Here is a 15,802-nt window from a genome sequence, read left to right as displayed (position 1 = left end):
ACCAACAACCCCTATCTGTCCGGCAACTTCGGCCCCGTCACCGACGAGGTGAGCGTCGACGACCTGCCGGTGACCGGGACTCTGCCTCCCGAGCTGAACGGTCGCTATCTACGCATCGGCCCCAACCCCACGAGCCCGGACGAAACCGGCCCGGGCCACCACTGGTTCGTCTGCCGGGGCATGGTGCACAGCGTCCGCCTGCGCGAGGGGCGCGCCGAGTGGTACCGGAACCGGTTCGTCCGGGGCGACGCTCCCGAGGACGTGCCCAACACCAACGTCCTCGCCCAGGGCGGCCGGCTCCTCGCACTGGTCGGGGGCGGCGGAGCCCCGGTCTGCGTCGCCCCCGACCTGGACCGGATGTCGACCTGGGACGCCGACGGCGCGTTGCGTACCGGCTTCACCGCCCACCCGAAGATCGACCCGGTCACCGGTGAGATGCACTCCGTCAACTACCTGATCAAGCCCGGAGCGGAGTCCTTGCGCTACCTCGTGCTGGACGCCGCCGGGAAGCCGACGCACGCCGCCGAACTGCCCGTTCCCGGGGTGCCTATGGTCCACGACATGGCGATGACCGCCACCCGCGTCGTGGTGCTCGACCTGCCGGTGACCCTGTCCGTGGACGCCGCGAGCCGCCTGGCGGCGGGCGTACCAGAAAGCGGCGACGCGCTCCCCATGCGCTGGAACGAGGAGCACCCGTCCCGGGTGGGAGTGCTCCCGCGCGGCGGCACGGCGGAGCAGCTCAGTTGGTTTGACGCGCCGCGGTGCTACGTGTTCCACGTCCTCAACGCGTACGACGCCCCGGACGGCTCGATCGTCATGGACGTCGTCCGCTACGACACCGTGTTCCGCGACGTGTTCCGCGGGCCCGCCGACGGACTGCCCGCACTGGCCCGGTGGACCGTCCCCGCGGACCGGGGCGCGGTCTCCGAGCAGATCATCTCCGACTACGGCCTCGAATGGCCCCGGATCAATGAAGCGTGGAGCGGGCGGGCCCACCGCTACGGCTGGTTCGGCGGCACCGGCCCGCACAGCCTGCGCCTCTCCGACGACGTCGACCGCGACCTCGGCGGCAGCTTCGAACCCGGGCCGCTGGTCAAAGTCGACACCACGACCGGTGAGGTCCTCACGCACCACTTCGGAACCGGGCGCGTGACCCAGGAACCCGCCTTCGTGGCACGGCCCGGCGCCGAGGCCGAGGACGACGGCTGGATACTCTCCGTCGTCTACGACGGCAACACCGACCGCAGCGAACTGGTCGTACTCGACGCCGCCGACGTCACGGCCCCTCCCGTCGCCCGCGTACACCTGCCGCGACGGGTCCCGTTCGGGTTCCACGGCAACTGGATCGCCGACGACGAGATCGGGGCGTAGCGGCACGGCCGGCCATGCGGGGCAGGCGGGGCACTGCGGGCACTGCGGGCACGCGGAGGGGACGTCACTCGCCGTCGCCGTCGCCCCCGAGGACTGCTGCGTACGCACGTCCTCCCCGGCGCCGCAGCAGGCCCGTGCAGTACCACGCCAGGTAGCCGGCGATGCCCAGCAGGACTGCGCCCTGTGCCAGGTCACCCCCGTACAGGGAGAAGGCCCCCGCCACGGCGAGGCCCAGGGCGAGGGGGACCAGAAGGAGGAGGGCCAGCACGACCCAGGCCCGCCACACGGTCCGCGCCGTGCCGCTCGCGGCGTCCCCCAGCGCCCGCGCCACGGCCGCGCCGCCCGTGTCGGGGGCTGCCCTGCCCGCTGTCACGCCGCTGGGTGCCGCCGAGGACGGCGAGTAGCCCGGCTGCGGTGGCGGCGGCCACGACGGCATCCCCGAACCGGCGGCAGGGGGATGCGGGGCGACGGGGGGCGACGGGGGCGGGCCGGGACTCTGCGCCTGCAGGAGACCCGCTCTCCCCCGGAGCGCTTGTAACGCCTTCCAGAGCGAGACTCCCGCGCCGCACCACAGCGCGAGCGACCCGACCAGGCCGACTCCCAGGGCGTCCCAGTTCCAGGCCAGCAGGCCGCACACTCCCGCCATGCCGCACAGCGCCAGAGCCAGGAAGACTCGGAACCTCCGCATACGCACTCTCCCTCGCAACAGGGTCACGGTGGAAGACGCACTTGCCGGGCCGTCAGTTGCGACCGGCCGGTCCGCGCAGCCGGGACGGATTCAACTGATCGGCGCAACAACAGGACCGTTGTGAGAGGTCACTTGACGGAGCCGATGCCCAAGCTCAGGACTGCCGGCCGGATGATGCGGCGCGACTGGGGCAACGAGGCCGGCGTCCGGGGCCTGAGCCGTGTCCGCTGAGGCCTGTGGGCCATGAACTACCTCCCGCGTCCGTCCAGTCCGGTCTCGCCGACCTGACCATGCTCGGTGCGGCGATGGCATGTGACCGTCCCGAGGGCGATCAAGGCCGTACCCGGGGCCCGGTGTTCGTCACCTGCCGGCGGCCCGGCCCGGGAAGGGTCGTCAACCCGCGCCACGTGTGCCTGAACACCGGCCTGGCCCGCCTCTCCGACCACCAGGCCCGCGCCCTCCGTGGAAGGCCCCGGGCCGAGCGATAGCGCCTGTCGTGGGGGAAGACCGGTCTGCGTCGGATCCGTCTCGCGCGTCTCGACGACCGGAGCGAGCCTGTGTCAGTCGTGCGCTCCTGGGGCTTGCGCTGTGACGCTGCCGGTATCGGTTGCCGTTCTGCTCCATTGGGCCAGCAGGCGCAGGGAGGTCTCGGACGGGCTGCCGGGTTCGGTGCCGTAGATGAAGAGGATCTGGTCGGGGTCGTCTGCGGGGGTGAGGGCCTGGTAGGTGACGGTGAGGTCGCCGACGAGCGGGTGGTGGTAGTCCTTGGTGCCGGTGGTGCGCCGGTGGACTTTGTTGTCGGACCAGAAGCGGCGGAATTCCTCGCTGTGTATGGACAGGTCACCGATCAGGGCACTGAGGGCCGGGTCGTCGGGGTGGCGGCCCGCGTCGAGGCGGAGCATGGCGGCCGTGTCGGCGGCGACTCGGGACCAGTCGTGGTACAGCTCGCGCGCGTGCGGGTCGAGGAAGACGAAGCGGGCCTGGTTCCGCTCGGCCGCGGGCAGCGCGCGGAAGTCGGTGATCAGGCGTCCGGCGAGCGGGTTGTGGGCCAGCACGTCGAGGCGTCGTCCGAGGATGAAGGCGGGGCGGCCCGCCTGCTGGAGGGTGTCCAGCAGGCCCCAGGTGGCGGGGTGGACGCGCTGGGGGCGGGGGCGCCGGCGGGCCGGCCGGGGGCGTGGCCGGGCGAGTGTGTGCAGGTGGCTGCGCTCTGCGTCGTCCAAGTGCAGGGCGGTGGCGAGGGCGTCGAGGACCTCTGTGGAGGCGCTGCGGCTGCGACCTTGTTCGAGGCGGGTGTAGTAGTCCACGCTCACCCCTGCCAGGCGGGCGAGTTCCTCCCGGCGCAGGCCGGAGACCCGGCGGCGGGCCGGGCCCGGGTCGTCGAGCCCGGCTTCCCGCGGGGTGAGGCGGGTGCGGGCGGAGCGGAGGAATTCCGCCATGGGTGCGCTGCTGGGGTGCTCACGGTCCATGTATCCAGGGTCGCGCGTTCACTGAGGATTCGGTGGCGGGAGGGTGGCCCACTTTGTCCCCCGATCAGGTGGGCCCTTTTGAGGCCTCTTTTGCCTGCTCAGAGTTGGTTCAGTGGATGCCGGAGCCCACCACCGCAAGGGGTGGCCGGGCGAAGCGAACGTATGGAGACATCCCATGGCAACGTGGTTCATCACCGGCGGCTCCCGCGGGCTGGGAGCGGAGATCGCCCGGGCGGCGCTGAACGGTGGCGACAACGTCGTGGTCGCTGCCCGTGACCCGCGGAAGCTTCCGGACGAGCTGCGCCGGCACGACCGCGTCCTCGGTGTCGCCCTCGACGTCACCCGCGGCGAGGACATCACCGCCGCTGTCGAGACGGCCGTGGAGCGCTTCGGCACCATCGACGTCCTCGTCAACAACGCGGGCCGTGGTCTGCTCGGTGCGCTGGAGGAGATCACGGACGCCGAGGCGCGGTCCTTGTTCGATCTCAACGTCTTCGGGCTGATCAACGTCACCCGCGCGGTCCTGCCCGCCATGCGGGCGGCCGGAGCCGGAAAGATCGTGCACATCGGCTCCCGCTCCGGCTTCGAGGGCGAGCCCGGGGTGAGCATGTACAGCGCGTCGAAGTTCGCGGTGGCCGGTATCAGCGAGGCGCTCGCGGTGGAGCTGGAGCCGTTCGGGATCCAGAGCATGGTCGTGGAGCCCGGGGTCTTCCGCACCGACTTCCTGGACTCCAGCTCCCTGTCGACCGCGGCCGAGCGTATCCCCGCCTACGACGGCACACCGGCCCACGCCACCCTGGACTGGATCGACACCGCCAATCACACCCAGCTCGGGGATCCCGCCAAGGGCGCCGCCCTGATCTACGAGGTGACCTGCCAGGACAAGCTGCCCGGGCACCTGGCCCTGGGACGCGACGCGATCGAACGCCAGCTGGTCAAGATCCGCAGCCTTCAGGACGACCTCGCGGCCTGGCAGGACAAGTCCGCCGCCACGGCCTGCGACGACGCCGCCTGACCGCCCCGACCGATCCCGAGCAACAGGAAGTATCTCTCATCATGACGTACCTGCTTACCGGACAGCCGTTGGACGGCCGTGTGGCCGTGGTCACCGGTGCCTCCAGCGGCATGGGGGCGGCTACCGCCCGCCGACTCGCCGAACTCGGAGCCTCTGTCGCCGTCATCGCACGTCGCGAGGAAAAGCTCGCCTCCCTCGCCGCCGACATCACCGCGGCCGGGGGAAAGGCCGTGCATCTGTCCGTCGACGTCACCGACCGGGCAGCCGTCCGTACAGCCGCCGAGCAGGTGGCGGACACGCTGGGACCGGCGGACCTGGTGTTCAACAACGCGGGCGTCCAGCTGATCTCCGCCATCGACGAACTCAAGGTCGACGACTGGCAGCGGCAGATCGACCTCAACGTCACGGGAGTGATGAACGTGATCGCCGCTTTCCTCCCGCACCTGGCTGCCGCCGCCGAGCGCGGGGATGCCGCCGACCTGATCAACACCTCCTCCATCGCGGCGACGCGCATCCTGGAGAAGTTCTCGATCTACTCGGGAACCAAGGCGTACATCAGCCACCTCACCCGTCTCATCCGAGTCGAACTGGGCCGGAAGAACGTGCGGGTGAGCGCCATCGAACCCGGCATGGTCGACACCGAACTGCCCGACCACGTCACCGACCCCGACGCCAGCGCCCTGATGGCAGGCCTGCTCCACGACATCGAGTGCCTGCGCAGCACCGACATCGCAGAGACCGTTGCCTTCACTGCCGCTCTGCCCCGACACGTCAACATCAGCGAGCTGACCATCCTGCCCACGGCCCAGCCCGTATAGCGCAACAAGCAGGCGGTGCAACTGCGCTGCCGTCACGCAGCTCCCTCCGCAGCGACGGCTTCGAGGTCCGCGACGAGGACGTTGCCCCCGGGTCCTGTTCAGGCCAGGACGCGCCCGAGGAAGCCGCGCAGGTAGCCCGCGACGACGTTCAGGTGGCTTTCCAGCAGGAAGTGCCCACCGTTGATCAGGTGGACTTCCGCGTCCTTGGCGTCGCGGGCGAAAGCCAGCGCGCCGGCGGGGCCGAAGATCTCGTCGTTGCGGCCCCACACAGCGAGCACCGGGACCTCGCTGGTGCGCAGGAACTCGTGCAGTAGCGGGTAGAGCGGGCGGTTGTTGCGGTAGTCGCGGAACAACGCCAGCTGGATCTCATCGTTGCCCGGGCGGGAGATGAGGGCGGCATCGTGCTCCCAGGTGTCCGGGCTGACCAGGCTTGGGTCGGGCACGCCGTGCAGGTACTGCCAGCGGATGGCGTCGACACCCAACGCGGCACGGACGGCGGGTTCGGTGTCGGGGCCGGGGTTCGCGGCGTATGCCCATACGTCGGTCCAGAACGACTCGACGAAGCCGTCCTCGTAACCGTTGCCGTTCTGGGTGACGAGCGCGGAGATCCGTTCGGGGTGTTTGAGCGCGAGGCGCCATCCGATAGGGGCGCCGTAGTCCTGGACGTAGAGGGCGTAGCGGTCCAGGCCGAGTTGGTCGAGCAGTGCGGAGGTGAGTTCGGCGAGGGCCTCGAAGGTGTAGGTGAACTCCCCTGCGAGGGGGGCGTCGGAGTGGCCGAAGCCGAGGTGGTCCGGCGCGATGACGTGGTAGTCGTCGGCCAGTAGCGGGATCAGCTCGCGAAACATGAACGAGCTGGTCGGGTAGCCGTGCAGCAGCACGATTGTGGGTGCGTCGACGGGGCCGGCTTCGCGGTAGAAGATCTGATGGCCGTCGACGGTGGCGGTCCGGTGGTGAACCGAGCTCATGTCTAACCCCTTTGGATTCTCATTCCGGTTACTACCTCGCCATGCAAGCACCATGCGAACTAACCTGTCAACCGGCCGTATCTGGTTAGATGACGTTTCCACGCCCCGCCCGCCTGGACGCACACTGCGACGGTGTGACCACCCTTAGTGATGATGCGTACATCGACACCGACCTGCTTGGTAGACAACAACAAGGCAGAACGACCCCGTCAGGTGCCGCACAGAGCTGCGCGTCAGAGGCTTTGGCCGCCGGAAACGTCGATGATCGCGCCGGTTGCCCATTGGAAGGCGTCGGAGAGGACGGCGGGAACTGCAGCTGTGATTTCGTCGACCGTGGCGATTCGGCCCTGGGCTATCGTGCGGGCGGCAAGCTGCTGCGCCTCCGGCGAGCGCATGATGCCTCCGCCGAAGTCAGTCAGGACCGCCCCTCCCATGAGGGTGTTGACCCGGATGGACCGGTCAGCCAGTTCGACGGCCTGGTAGCGGGTCAGGACCTCGATCGCCCCCTTGGTCGCGGCATAAGCGGACATGCCTGGCACGACACCTCGTGTCAGAGCGGTCGACACGTTGAGTACCCGGCCCCCCTCGTTGATCAGGGGCAGCAGCGCCTGGGTGAGGAAGAACGGCGCCTTGAGATTGATCCGGACCAGTTCGTCGAACTGGTCCGGAGTTGTCGTCGCGTACGGAGCGTAGGTGCCGATGCCAGCGTTGTTGACCAGGTAGTCGAAGGTCTCCACGCCGAAGCTTTTCCGCAGCGTGCTCCGTACCGTGGTGACGAAGTCCGCGAACGTCTCGATGCGGGAAACGTCGAGTTGACAGAAGACAAGGTCCGGCCCAGTGGCCTCGGCCGCCGTGGGCTCACTGGTGAGATAGGTGCCCAGAACCGCGACGCCCGAGCGCCTCAAGTGTTGCACCATACCCATGCCAAGTCCGCGTCCAGCACCGGTGACCAGGGCAATCTTCCGGTCCGCCATAAGAGTCCCTCCGTCGGTGGATTGACCCTCCCCACGATGAAGGAAGCATTCCGCCGGAACGGGATGTTGTCCGCTGGGCGGACAACCGACAGGTCACAGCACGGACAGCCTGCGTTCCAGTGCGACGGCTGCTCGGTGAACCGGCGCCGCGAACCTCTCCGCAGGCCGCAGGGCCGTGGTGGCGATCTGAAGCGACGCCCGCCGCCCACCGGGCAGGCCGACCGGCACGGCGTGGCAGGTCAACCCCTCGAGTACGTCCTGGTCGTCGATCGCGGCACCGAACGGCCGCCTCCGTGCCGCCGGCGGGGCGCCCGGAGCCAGGACCAGCGCGGCGGCGGTCGACGCGGGCATCCGCGCCCCACTGCGCGCGTCAATTGGCAGCGTCTCGCTGCCCGGAACCATCTCCAGAGCCACGAACGAGTCCTCCGACGGCACGACCAGGGAGACCGCGGCACCGGTCTCCTCCCGAAGACTCTGGATGACCCTTGAAGCAGCCGCCCGTAGACCCGGCAACGGCTCCACGTGCTGTGCCAGGCCCAGCAGCGAGGCCGACAGGACCCAGTGACCGTCAGCCCACGTCACCACGCCGGAGTCGCGCAGTTGACCGAGCAGCCGGTGCACCGTGGGACGCGGCAGCCCGGTCAGGTACGCCAGACGCGCCACCTGATGCTCCCGCCCGGCTTCGGGAAGAGCCCGCAGCACGCGAAACGCACCGTCAACGACACTGCGCGGCTTCCTCTGCAAAGCCACACCCCTGCCTCTACCACGAGCACACCGTTTCAGCGCTGTCGCTCCAGAGTGTCCGTAGCCACCAGGAGCTTCGCGTGCTTGTCTACTCGTCGTCGATCGACCTGTCCAGTCGCACCCTGCGCTCTCCTCGCGCCGGCCCATATACGCGAGGCCGTCGATGTGCCGGCCGCCCTCGCACCGACCCTGGCCGTTGGCGGAAGAACTCGGTGATGTCGTCGGCGAGCAGTTCGGGCTCTTCGTGGGCGGCGAAGTGTCCGCCGCGTGGCATCGACGTGTACCGGGTGATGTTGTAGGTGCGTTCGGCCCAGGAGCGCGGGGGCCGGGTGAGGTCGGCGGGGAAGACGGCGACGGCGGTGGGTACTTCGACCCTTTCGACGCGCCGGGTCAGGCCGCGGGCGTACTCGTAGTAGGGCCGGAACGACGTCGAGATCGTGCCCGTGAACCAGTACAGGGACGCCTGGGTGAGGACGAAGTCGTCGGTGAACCGGGACGACAGGTCGCCGCCCGAGTCGCTCCAGGCGCGGTACGTCTCGACGAGCCAGGCCAGCAGGCCGGTCGGAGAGTCGGACAGGGCGTGGGCCAGGGTGAGCGGGCGGGTGCTCTGCTGGTGCTGGTAGCCGCCCTCCTCGGCGCTCCAGGTGGCGACCTGGTCGAGGTAGGCCTGTTCGTCCGGGGTGAGGCTGGTGGCGTCGTACTCCTGGGGTGCGGCGACGGCGAGCAGGTGGATGCCGGCCAGCGACTCCGCGTAGGCCTCCCCCAGGCGCGAGGTGATCCCCGCGCCCAGGTCACCGCCGTGGGCTGCGTACCGGTCGAAGCCGAGCTCGTCCCGCATGAGCCGGTGCCAGACCTGGTGAGTCTGGAGCGTCGGCGGAAGGGCCGGGCGTTGCGGCGAGAACGGGTAGCCGGGCAGCGAGGGGACGACGACCGTGAACGCGTCGGACGCGTCGCCGCCGTGCTTCGACGGCTCCGCGAGACGCCGGGCGAGGTCGGTGAGCTCCAGGAAGGTGCTGGGCCAGCCGTGGGTCAGGACGATGGGCAGGGCGCCGGGCTGCTCACCGTCGAACCGGAGGTAGTGGACGGGCGTGCCGCCGATGGCGGCCGTGTGGTGCGGCAGGGCGTTGATCCGCGCCTCGTGGGTGCGCCAGTCATAGCCGGTGGCCCAGTACTCCGCCAGGCGGCGCACCTCCGTGGTGTCGGCGCCCGCTTCCCAGCCGTCGACGGGCCACCGGGTGGGCCACCGGGTGGCCCGTAGCCGCGCGCAGGTCTTCGAGTTCTGCATCGCTCACCGCGATCATCGGCAATCGGTCGGTCATGTGTCCCTCCTGGCCGTGTCCACGTGTCCACGTGCTGGTCGTGATGCTGTCTTCGCATCGTTGGCAGTCGGCGCAGCATGATCGCGACCGGGCCACCTTACGGCGGCCCGTGCCGACTTGCGGTTATCGCGTTGCGGTGGCCAGTGCCGCGCGGATGGCGTCCGGGCCGGTCGGCCGGCCCTTCTCGTTCGAGGGCGGCCCGTACGGGGTTCCCCACACCGGTGTGCCCGTCTCCTGCCGCCAGCTGTCGGCCAGGCCTCCCGCGTCCACCACGCCGTACCCGATGGAATCGATGAACTCGGTGGCTGCCGCCTTCGCCTGCGCGGAGTCCCCGGCGATCGGCAGGTATGAGCGGTCGGCCGCTCCCGCCGGGCGGGCGAGCGACAGCAGGTGCTTGAAGTAGATGTTGTTGAAAGCTTTTACGAGCACGGCGTCCGGGACCTATCGCAGCAGCAGCTCGCTCGATGTGAGCGACGTGCCGTCAAGCTCGGGGATGTGCCCGTCACGCTCGGGGCCGTAGTTGCACGTGTCGATGACCGTCTTCCCGGTCAGCGGTGCGGCGGGCAGGTCGGGGAAGGCCGTGACCGGCACCGTGACCACGACGATGTCACCGGCCGCCGCGGCCTCCTCGCTCGGCGCCGCCGACGCCCGGGGCCCCAGTCGCGCGACCGTGTCCGCGAGCGACCCGGGACCGCGCGAGTTGCTGAGCACGACCTGGTGTCCGGCCGCGACGGCGAGCCGCGCGATCGTGCTGCCGATGGACCCGCTTCCGATGAGTCCCACAGTGGTCATCAGATTGCCGGGACGTCGGTCGACGGGAAGTAGTGGCCGTTGTCCAGGTCGGCGAGGAGGCCGGGCTGGGCGGGTTCCCAACCGAGGGTCTTGCGGGTGATGAGGTTGGACGTCGGGTAGCTCTGGGTGACGATGTTGGTGAGGAACCCGAAGTGTCCCGGCAGCATCAGTTCGTCCAGGGGCACGCTCACCGCGGGCAGGCCCAGGCGGTCGCCGATGGCCTCCGCGATCTCGCGGACGGGGATGCCCCCGTCCTCGACGGCGTGCCAGTAGCTGCCGGCCGGGCCCTTCTCCAGCGCCAGGCGGAACAGGGAAGCGACGTCGCGGATGTGTACGGCGTTCCACAGGTTCGCGCCGTCTCCCGGGTACCCGGCGAAGCCTCTCTCCTTCGCCAGGGCGATCAGGGTGGGGAGGAAGCCGGCACGGTCGGCCGTGCTGTGCGCGATGTTGGCAATCCGTACGACGGAAGACCGCACTCCCCGCTCGGCGAGGCCGATGACCGTGCTCTCGACGACGTTACGGGCCCGGAGGGTGCCCTTGTGCTCGTCGCCGACGGGGAGGGCAGGGTCCTCCTCGGTGGACGGCCGGCCCAGGTCCCGCCCGGTCCCGGGCGAGCCGATGCTCCCCGCCGCGACCAGCGGCTTTCCGGTTCCCGCGAGTGCCTCGCCGTAGGCGAACACGATCGGGAGCTCGGCGGCGGCCACGGCGTCGATCCCGCCGGACGGGAGCAGGTCCTGCCTGTGTGCGACGTGGATGACGCCGTCGGAGTCCGCGGCCGCCTCCTTGAGCCCGTCGAGGTCCTGGAGGTCGCCGCGGCGGACCTTCGCGCCGAGCGCGGACAGGGTCGCCGCGGCCGTGTCCGACCGGACCAGGCCGGTGACCTCGTGCCCTGCGGCGACGAGTTCGGGGATGATGTGCGAACCGGAGTGGCCGGTCCCGCCAGTGACGAAGACGTGCACGTTACTCCTCCTTGTGAGTGATGCGGCGTGAGTGGTACGGCCGAAGAAGCGGTGGTACGGGGTGCGCTCAGCCGGGCAGGTCGACGTTGAGGGCGACGTCGAAGGTGCCCGCGCCGTTGCGGGCCAGGCCCATCAGCAGCGGCCCGACCCCTTCCAGCCAGCGGGCCATCTCCAGGCCGCCGACATCGAGCGGGCGCAGTCCGAGGCTCTCGATGAACGCCGACACGTCCGCCTTGGCGCCCGCGTCGTCTCCGGCGAAGAGCACGTCCAACGGGCGCTCCTGGACCAGGACGTGGCCGAAGACGGTGTTGAACGCCTTCACGACGTGCGCGCTCGCCGGGGCCGCCTTGGCGATCTCCTGCGCACCGGATGTGCCGTCGGGGGTGACGAGCCCGGTGGCGTCGGCGTTGAAGGTGTTGGAGATGTCGATGACGACCTTGCCGGCCAGGGCGTCTCCGTACTGGGCGACGACCGGCACAGCGCTGGTGTACGGCACGGCGAGGACGACGATGTCGCCCGCGGGGACCGTGCCGAACGTCCCCGCCGTGGCACCGGCGCCGAGTTCGGATGCCAGGCCCTTGGCCTTGGCCGGGACGCGGCCGATGAGCTCGACGGAGTGGCCGCCCGAGACCGCGCGTGCGGCGATGGCGTGGGCCATGCCCCCGAGGCCGATGAAACTGATGCTGCTCATGGTGAGTGCTCTCCTTCTTGGTGGTCGCTACTTGGGTGATCGGTTCTTGGGTTGTCGTTTCTTGGGTGATCGCTTCTTGGGGCTGTCACAGCCGGCCGGTGCGCTCGATCACCTGGGCGGCGAAGTCGAGCAGCTGGTCAAGGCTGGTGAACATCGCGAAGGCATCGACGTACGCCTCGTCGACGCCGGAGTCGGCGTACCGCTTCAGCTGGTCCGCGACCGAGTCGACGGACGTGCCCGGCTCGAGGTTGATCCGCATGGCCGTCTTGAGTGCGTCGGGATCGCGGCCGGCGTCCTGCGCCGCTCGGCGCGCGATCGACCACAGGCGGCTTGCGCCCTCGTCCTGACTGCTGATCGACGCGGCGGGCGCCGGCCCTTCGACCCCGAGCCAGCCGACCCCGCTGCGGCCGACTCGGCACATCGCGGCCTCGCTTGCACCACCGATCCAGATGGGCGGCCCGCCTGCCTGGACCGGCCGAAGGCCGACGTGGACCGGTGCCATGGTGAAGAACTCGCTGTCCCAGGACACGGGACTGGTCGTCCACCACACGTGCAAGAACGCCAGCGTGTCATCGAGCATCCTGCCGCGCCGCTGCCAGTCCGCGTTGCGGGCGACGTCGTACTCCTGCTTCATCCACCCCAGCCCCACACCGAGGCCGAGGCGGCCGTCGCTGAGTACGTCGAGCGTGGTCAGCTGCCGGGCCAGGTGCGGCGGCTCGTAGTAGAACGTGCTGAGCGTGCTGGTGTTCAGGCGCACCCGGCCGGTCGCCGCCGCGGCGACGGTCAGCAGCAGCACGGGGTCGAAGGAGCGGGCCATCTGCGGCCCTCGGGCCAGATAGTCGCTGCCCACATCGACGGGCGTGACCAGGCGATCGCCGACCCACAGAGCGTCGTAGCCGAGGTCCTCGAGTCCGCGAACGAAAGCGCTCAGCGCAAAGGCGTCGCTGACGGAGGGTCCGACAAGGGGAATCATGAAACCGAGCTGCATTGCGATGAGCCTCCTCAGTCGTAATTTCTTCGCCGCTGTTGGTTTCCGACGTCTGCGAGTCGGCGGTCCGTCACCCCGTCAGCACGCACGGCGTTCTGTCCGCCGACTGCTCAGGCGTTGACTTCGTTGACGCCGAGGGCGAAGTCTCCGTGGCCGACTCCGTTGCCGGCGAGGCCCACCGTGAGCACGCCCGCGCCTTCCAGCCAGTGCGCCATCTTCAGGCCGCCGACATGCATCGGGCGCAGTCCGAGGCTCTCGATGAAGGCCGCCACGTCCGCCTTGGCCTGCGGGTCGTCGCCGGCGAAGAAGACGTCGGGCCGGCCGTTCTCCAGGACGCCGCGGAAGATGGTGTTGAAGGCCTTGAAGACCTTGGCGTCGGCCGGGGCGACCTTGGCGACCTCCTGCGCGATCGACGTCGGCTCGCTGTGGGCCAGGCCGTCGAACGCGGCGTTGAAGGGGTTGCTGATGTCGACGATGGTCTTGCCCGCGAGTGCGTCTCCGTACTCGGCGACGGTGGGGACGACACCGGCGTACAACATGGCCGTGATGACGATGTCCCCGGCCGGGACAGCGCCCCACTCGCCTGTCGTGGTGCCGCTGCCCAGAGCCTTGGCCAGGGCGTCGGCCTTGGACTGATCGCGCGCCATGATCTCGACGGTGTTGCCGCCCGCCACCGCGCGCGTGCCGATCGTGCGGGCCATGTTCCCCGCACCGATGAAGGTGATGCTGCTCATGAGCCGTGCCTCTTTCCGTTCTCGGGGCGCCTGTACCTGTCCCTCAGGCGCTGCCATGACTCGTGCGTGTGTGGCTCGGTTCGTGTGTGGTTCAGATGGCGGTCGTGCCGCCGTCGGCGACCAGTTCCAGGCCGTTGACGTAGCTGGAGTCGTCGGAGGCGAGGAACAGGGCGATGGTGGCGATCTCTTCGGGGCGGCCCATCGTTCCGCGGGGAATGAGGGACTCGAACGAAGCCCTGGTCGCCTCGTCGAACAGTTCTTCCTGCTTGGCCGTGGCGACCTGTCCGGGGGTCAGGACGTTGACCCGGATCTTGCGGTCGCGCAGCTCGTTGAGCCACACGCGGGCCCATGCCTGCTGCACAGCCTTGCTGCCCGCGTAGAGACTCCAACCGGGGAAGGCGCCGAGGGAGGCGTTGGAACCGGTCATGAGGATCGAGCCGTGATCGTTGATCAGCGGCAGGGCCTTCTGCACGGTGAACAGGGTGCCGCGCGCGTTGAGCGAGAAGGCGCGTTCGAACTGCTCCTCGGTGATCTCGCCGAGGACTCCGGGCTCGCCCGACCCGGCGCTGGCCCACAGCACGTCGATCGAGCCCTTCTCCCGCTTGACGGTGTCGTACAGGCGGTCCAGGTCGTCCAGATCGGACGCGTCACCCTGGACGGCGGTGACGTTGCGGCCGATCACCTTGACGGCCTCGTCCAGGGCTTCCTGCCGCCGGGCCTGGATGAAGACGTGCGCTCCCTCCGCGACGAACAGCTTGGCCCCGGCCAGCGCCAGGCCGGTGGATCCACCGGTGATCACCGCTACCTTGCCATCGAGCTTTCCCACGACAACTCCTTTGAATTACGAATTGATGGATTTCCAAAACGGAAACGGAATAGGCTCAACCCTTGATGCACTCATCCTGGTTCTGAACCCCGCCGTCAAATGCAGATCGTGAATTCTTGTGCCGATTTCTCCCGGCCCAATTAACGATGCCACCGGCCAGATCGTGTGTCCAAGACCTATTTCAACCGTGGTGATACCTTGGAGGCATTGCCGGACCGGGAGGCCCCATGGATCTGGACCTGCGCAAGCTGCGCTACTTCGTCGCCGTCGCCGACCGGTTGCACTTCGGCCGCGCCGCCGATGAGCTGCACATCGCGCAACCGGCGCTCAGCCGGCAGATCCGCGCACTGGAACAGGATCTCGGCGCCTCGCTGTTCACCAGGGACAGTCACGGCGTCACGCTGACCGACGCGGGCCGACAGCTGCTGGACGACGCGGGCCCGCTGCTCGCCTCCGCGCACGCGGTCCGGCGCCGAGTCTCCGTGGCAGAACGCGGCGGCCGGCGGCTGGTGGTCGGCTTCCGGGCAGGCATCCCGGTCATCCCGGCGACGCGGGTGTTCGAGGCGCAGCATCCGGACGTGGTCGTGGACGTGCAGCGCATGGAGTGGGACGACCAGGCCTCGATGCTGCTCGACGGCCGCGTCGACGTCGCCTATGTGCGGCTGCCCATCGACGAGACGGGCCTGCGCCTGACTCCGCTCTACACCGAGCCCCTCATGGTGGCGCTGCCCACCGATCACCGGCTGGCCGGCAAGGATCAGGTCACCGAGACCGACCTGGCCGGTGAGCCGCTGATCTGGCATGCCGACGCGAGCACGCAGCCCACCCGGCGCCCGCACCCGGACTCCGGACTCCGGGTGCGCGGCGTGGAGGAGAAACTCGAGCACGTCGCGGCCGGCCGCGGCATCTCGTTCGTGGGGCGTTCGGAGACCGTCTTCTTCTCCCGTCCGGACATCAGCTACGTGCCCGTCCCGGACTTGGCGCCCGACCAGGTATTCGTCGCAATTGCGGCGTCGCGCACCTCGCCGCTGGCCGACGACTTCTTCGCCGCGGCTCAGACGACGGCCGAGATCACGGCAGAATGCGGTAACTACGAAATGTGGAAGCTTGCGACCGACGCCGCTTCAAAGCGCGATTGAGCAGCTCGGCCGACAACAGCCGGACCCGGCCTCCAGTACCCGCATGCCGTGTTCGTTCCCGGCCTGATGCACCATTCTGCGTGTCTGCCCACCGGCGTCGGCAGCAAGACCGGTGCGCTGGGGCGGATGCGCGGTGCCCGCACCCGGCCGATCGCCGGCTGAGTGCGAGGGCGCGCCCCCGCACTCAGCTGTAGTAGGCGATCTTCTCGTCGAGGACCGTCATGGCCTGACGCAGCGCCACCACCCGCTCCTCCAGTGCGGCGCGCCGCTCGCGGAGGAAGGCGACCCGGTCCTGCGGAGAATGATCGGCGCG

15 protein-coding genes and 3 pseudogenes are annotated in these 15,802 nt (G+C 69.6%); 5 read left to right on the top strand and 13 right to left on the bottom strand.

Features of this window, described 5'->3' with window-relative positions; genetic code table 11:
* Positions 1 to 15 precede the first annotated feature (15 nt).
* Positions 16 to 1,371, top strand: a complete 1,356-nt coding sequence (locus tag ACFV9J_RS38190) for a carotenoid oxygenase family protein (RefSeq protein WP_385362507.1) — start codon at positions 16 to 18, stop codon at positions 1,369 to 1,371.
* A 64-nt stretch (positions 1,372 to 1,435) separates the two neighbouring features.
* On the opposite strand, the gene ACFV9J_RS38185 is transcribed toward ACFV9J_RS38190, so the two are convergent.
* Entirely contained in the window at positions 1,436 to 1,744 is a 309-nt protein-coding gene (locus ACFV9J_RS38185; protein ID WP_385362462.1) for a hypothetical protein, read from the bottom strand.
* Positions 1,745 to 2,391: 647 nt separating this feature from the next.
* Between ACFV9J_RS38185 and ACFV9J_RS38180 the strand changes: the two are divergent.
* Positions 2,392 to 2,538 (top strand): annotated as a pseudogene (locus ACFV9J_RS38180) (site-specific integrase); the annotation flags it as partial.
* A gap of 81 nt (positions 2,539 to 2,619) precedes the next feature.
* Here ACFV9J_RS38180 and ACFV9J_RS38175 read toward each other — a convergent pair.
* Positions 2,620 to 3,525 (bottom strand): helix-turn-helix transcriptional regulator, encoded by a 906-nt coding sequence (locus ACFV9J_RS38175; RefSeq protein WP_385362460.1) that lies wholly within the window; start codon positions 3,523 to 3,525, stop codon positions 2,620 to 2,622.
* A 175-nt stretch (positions 3,526 to 3,700) separates the two neighbouring features.
* Between ACFV9J_RS38175 and ACFV9J_RS38170 the strand changes: the two genes are divergently transcribed.
* Both ACFV9J_RS38170 and ACFV9J_RS38165 read left to right on the top strand, forming a co-directional pair.
* Positions 3,701 to 4,540 (top strand): SDR family oxidoreductase, encoded by an 840-nt coding sequence (locus ACFV9J_RS38170; protein ID WP_385362458.1) that lies wholly within the window; start codon positions 3,701 to 3,703, stop codon positions 4,538 to 4,540.
* 41 nt (positions 4,541 to 4,581) lie between these two features.
* Entirely contained in the window at positions 4,582 to 5,358 is a 777-nt protein-coding gene (locus tag ACFV9J_RS38165) for an SDR family oxidoreductase (RefSeq protein WP_385362457.1), read from the top strand.
* Positions 5,359 to 5,456: 98 nt separating this feature from the next.
* Here ACFV9J_RS38165 and ACFV9J_RS38160 read toward each other — a convergent pair whose 3' ends face one another.
* The 10 genes and pseudogenes from ACFV9J_RS38160 to ACFV9J_RS38115 form a co-directional block, all read right to left on the bottom strand.
* Entirely contained in the window at positions 5,457 to 6,323 is an 867-nt protein-coding gene (locus tag ACFV9J_RS38160) for an alpha/beta fold hydrolase (RefSeq protein ID WP_385362456.1), read from the bottom strand.
* Positions 6,324 to 6,556: 233 nt separating this feature from the next.
* Positions 6,557 to 7,297: an SDR family NAD(P)-dependent oxidoreductase gene (locus ACFV9J_RS38155; RefSeq protein WP_385362454.1), complete on the bottom strand. Its 741-nt coding sequence runs from the start codon at positions 7,295 to 7,297 to the stop codon at positions 6,557 to 6,559.
* A gap of 93 nt (positions 7,298 to 7,390) precedes the next feature.
* Entirely contained in the window at positions 7,391 to 8,188 is a 798-nt protein-coding gene (locus tag ACFV9J_RS38150; RefSeq protein WP_385362451.1) for a helix-turn-helix domain-containing protein, read from the bottom strand.
* On the bottom strand, positions 8,130 to 9,326 hold the full coding sequence (locus ACFV9J_RS38145; protein ID WP_385362449.1) for an epoxide hydrolase family protein: 1,197 nt from the start codon (positions 9,324 to 9,326) through the stop codon (positions 8,130 to 8,132). Before ACFV9J_RS38145 ends, ACFV9J_RS38150 begins: the two co-directional genes overlap by 59 nt.
* A 157-nt stretch (positions 9,327 to 9,483) precedes the next feature.
* Positions 9,484 to 10,143: pseudogene (locus ACFV9J_RS38140) on the bottom strand (NADPH-dependent F420 reductase).
* An 8-nt stretch (positions 10,144 to 10,151) separates the two neighbouring features.
* A complete protein-coding gene (locus ACFV9J_RS38135; protein WP_385362447.1) occupies positions 10,152 to 11,111 on the bottom strand; it encodes an SDR family oxidoreductase in 960 nt (319 codons plus the stop codon).
* A gap of 67 nt (positions 11,112 to 11,178) precedes the next feature.
* Complete coding sequence (locus tag ACFV9J_RS38130) at positions 11,179 to 11,802, bottom strand: NADPH-dependent F420 reductase (RefSeq protein ID WP_385362445.1); 624 nt, start codon at positions 11,800 to 11,802, stop codon at positions 11,179 to 11,181.
* 85 nt (positions 11,803 to 11,887) lie between these two features.
* Positions 11,888 to 12,790: a TIGR03619 family F420-dependent LLM class oxidoreductase gene (locus tag ACFV9J_RS38125; protein WP_385362443.1), complete on the bottom strand. Its 903-nt coding sequence runs from the start codon at positions 12,788 to 12,790 to the stop codon at positions 11,888 to 11,890.
* A 110-nt stretch (positions 12,791 to 12,900) separates the two neighbouring features.
* On the bottom strand, positions 12,901 to 13,524 hold the full coding sequence (locus tag ACFV9J_RS38120; RefSeq protein ID WP_385362440.1) for an NADPH-dependent F420 reductase: 624 nt from the start codon (positions 13,522 to 13,524) through the stop codon (positions 12,901 to 12,903).
* A 91-nt stretch (positions 13,525 to 13,615) separates the two neighbouring features.
* On the bottom strand, positions 13,616 to 14,350 hold the full coding sequence (locus tag ACFV9J_RS38115) for an SDR family NAD(P)-dependent oxidoreductase (protein WP_385362438.1): 735 nt from the start codon (positions 14,348 to 14,350) through the stop codon (positions 13,616 to 13,618).
* 227 nt (positions 14,351 to 14,577) lie between these two features.
* Between ACFV9J_RS38115 and ACFV9J_RS38110 the strand changes: the two genes are divergently transcribed.
* Entirely contained in the window at positions 14,578 to 15,489 is a 912-nt protein-coding gene (locus ACFV9J_RS38110; RefSeq protein ID WP_385362436.1) for a LysR family transcriptional regulator, read from the top strand.
* Between the two features lie 184 nt (positions 15,490 to 15,673).
* Here ACFV9J_RS38110 and ACFV9J_RS38105 read toward each other — a convergent pair.
* Positions 15,674 to 15,802: pseudogene (locus ACFV9J_RS38105) on the bottom strand (MerR family transcriptional regulator); the annotation flags it as partial.

Origin of the sequence: Streptomyces sp. NPDC059906 (assembly GCF_042730645.1) — a bacterium.
GTDB classification, from domain to species: domain Bacteria; phylum Actinomycetota; class Actinomycetes; order Streptomycetales; family Streptomycetaceae; genus Streptomyces; species Streptomyces rubrogriseus.
Note: the sequence above shows the minus strand (reverse complement) of the source record. Positions and strands in the feature narration are given on the sequence as shown.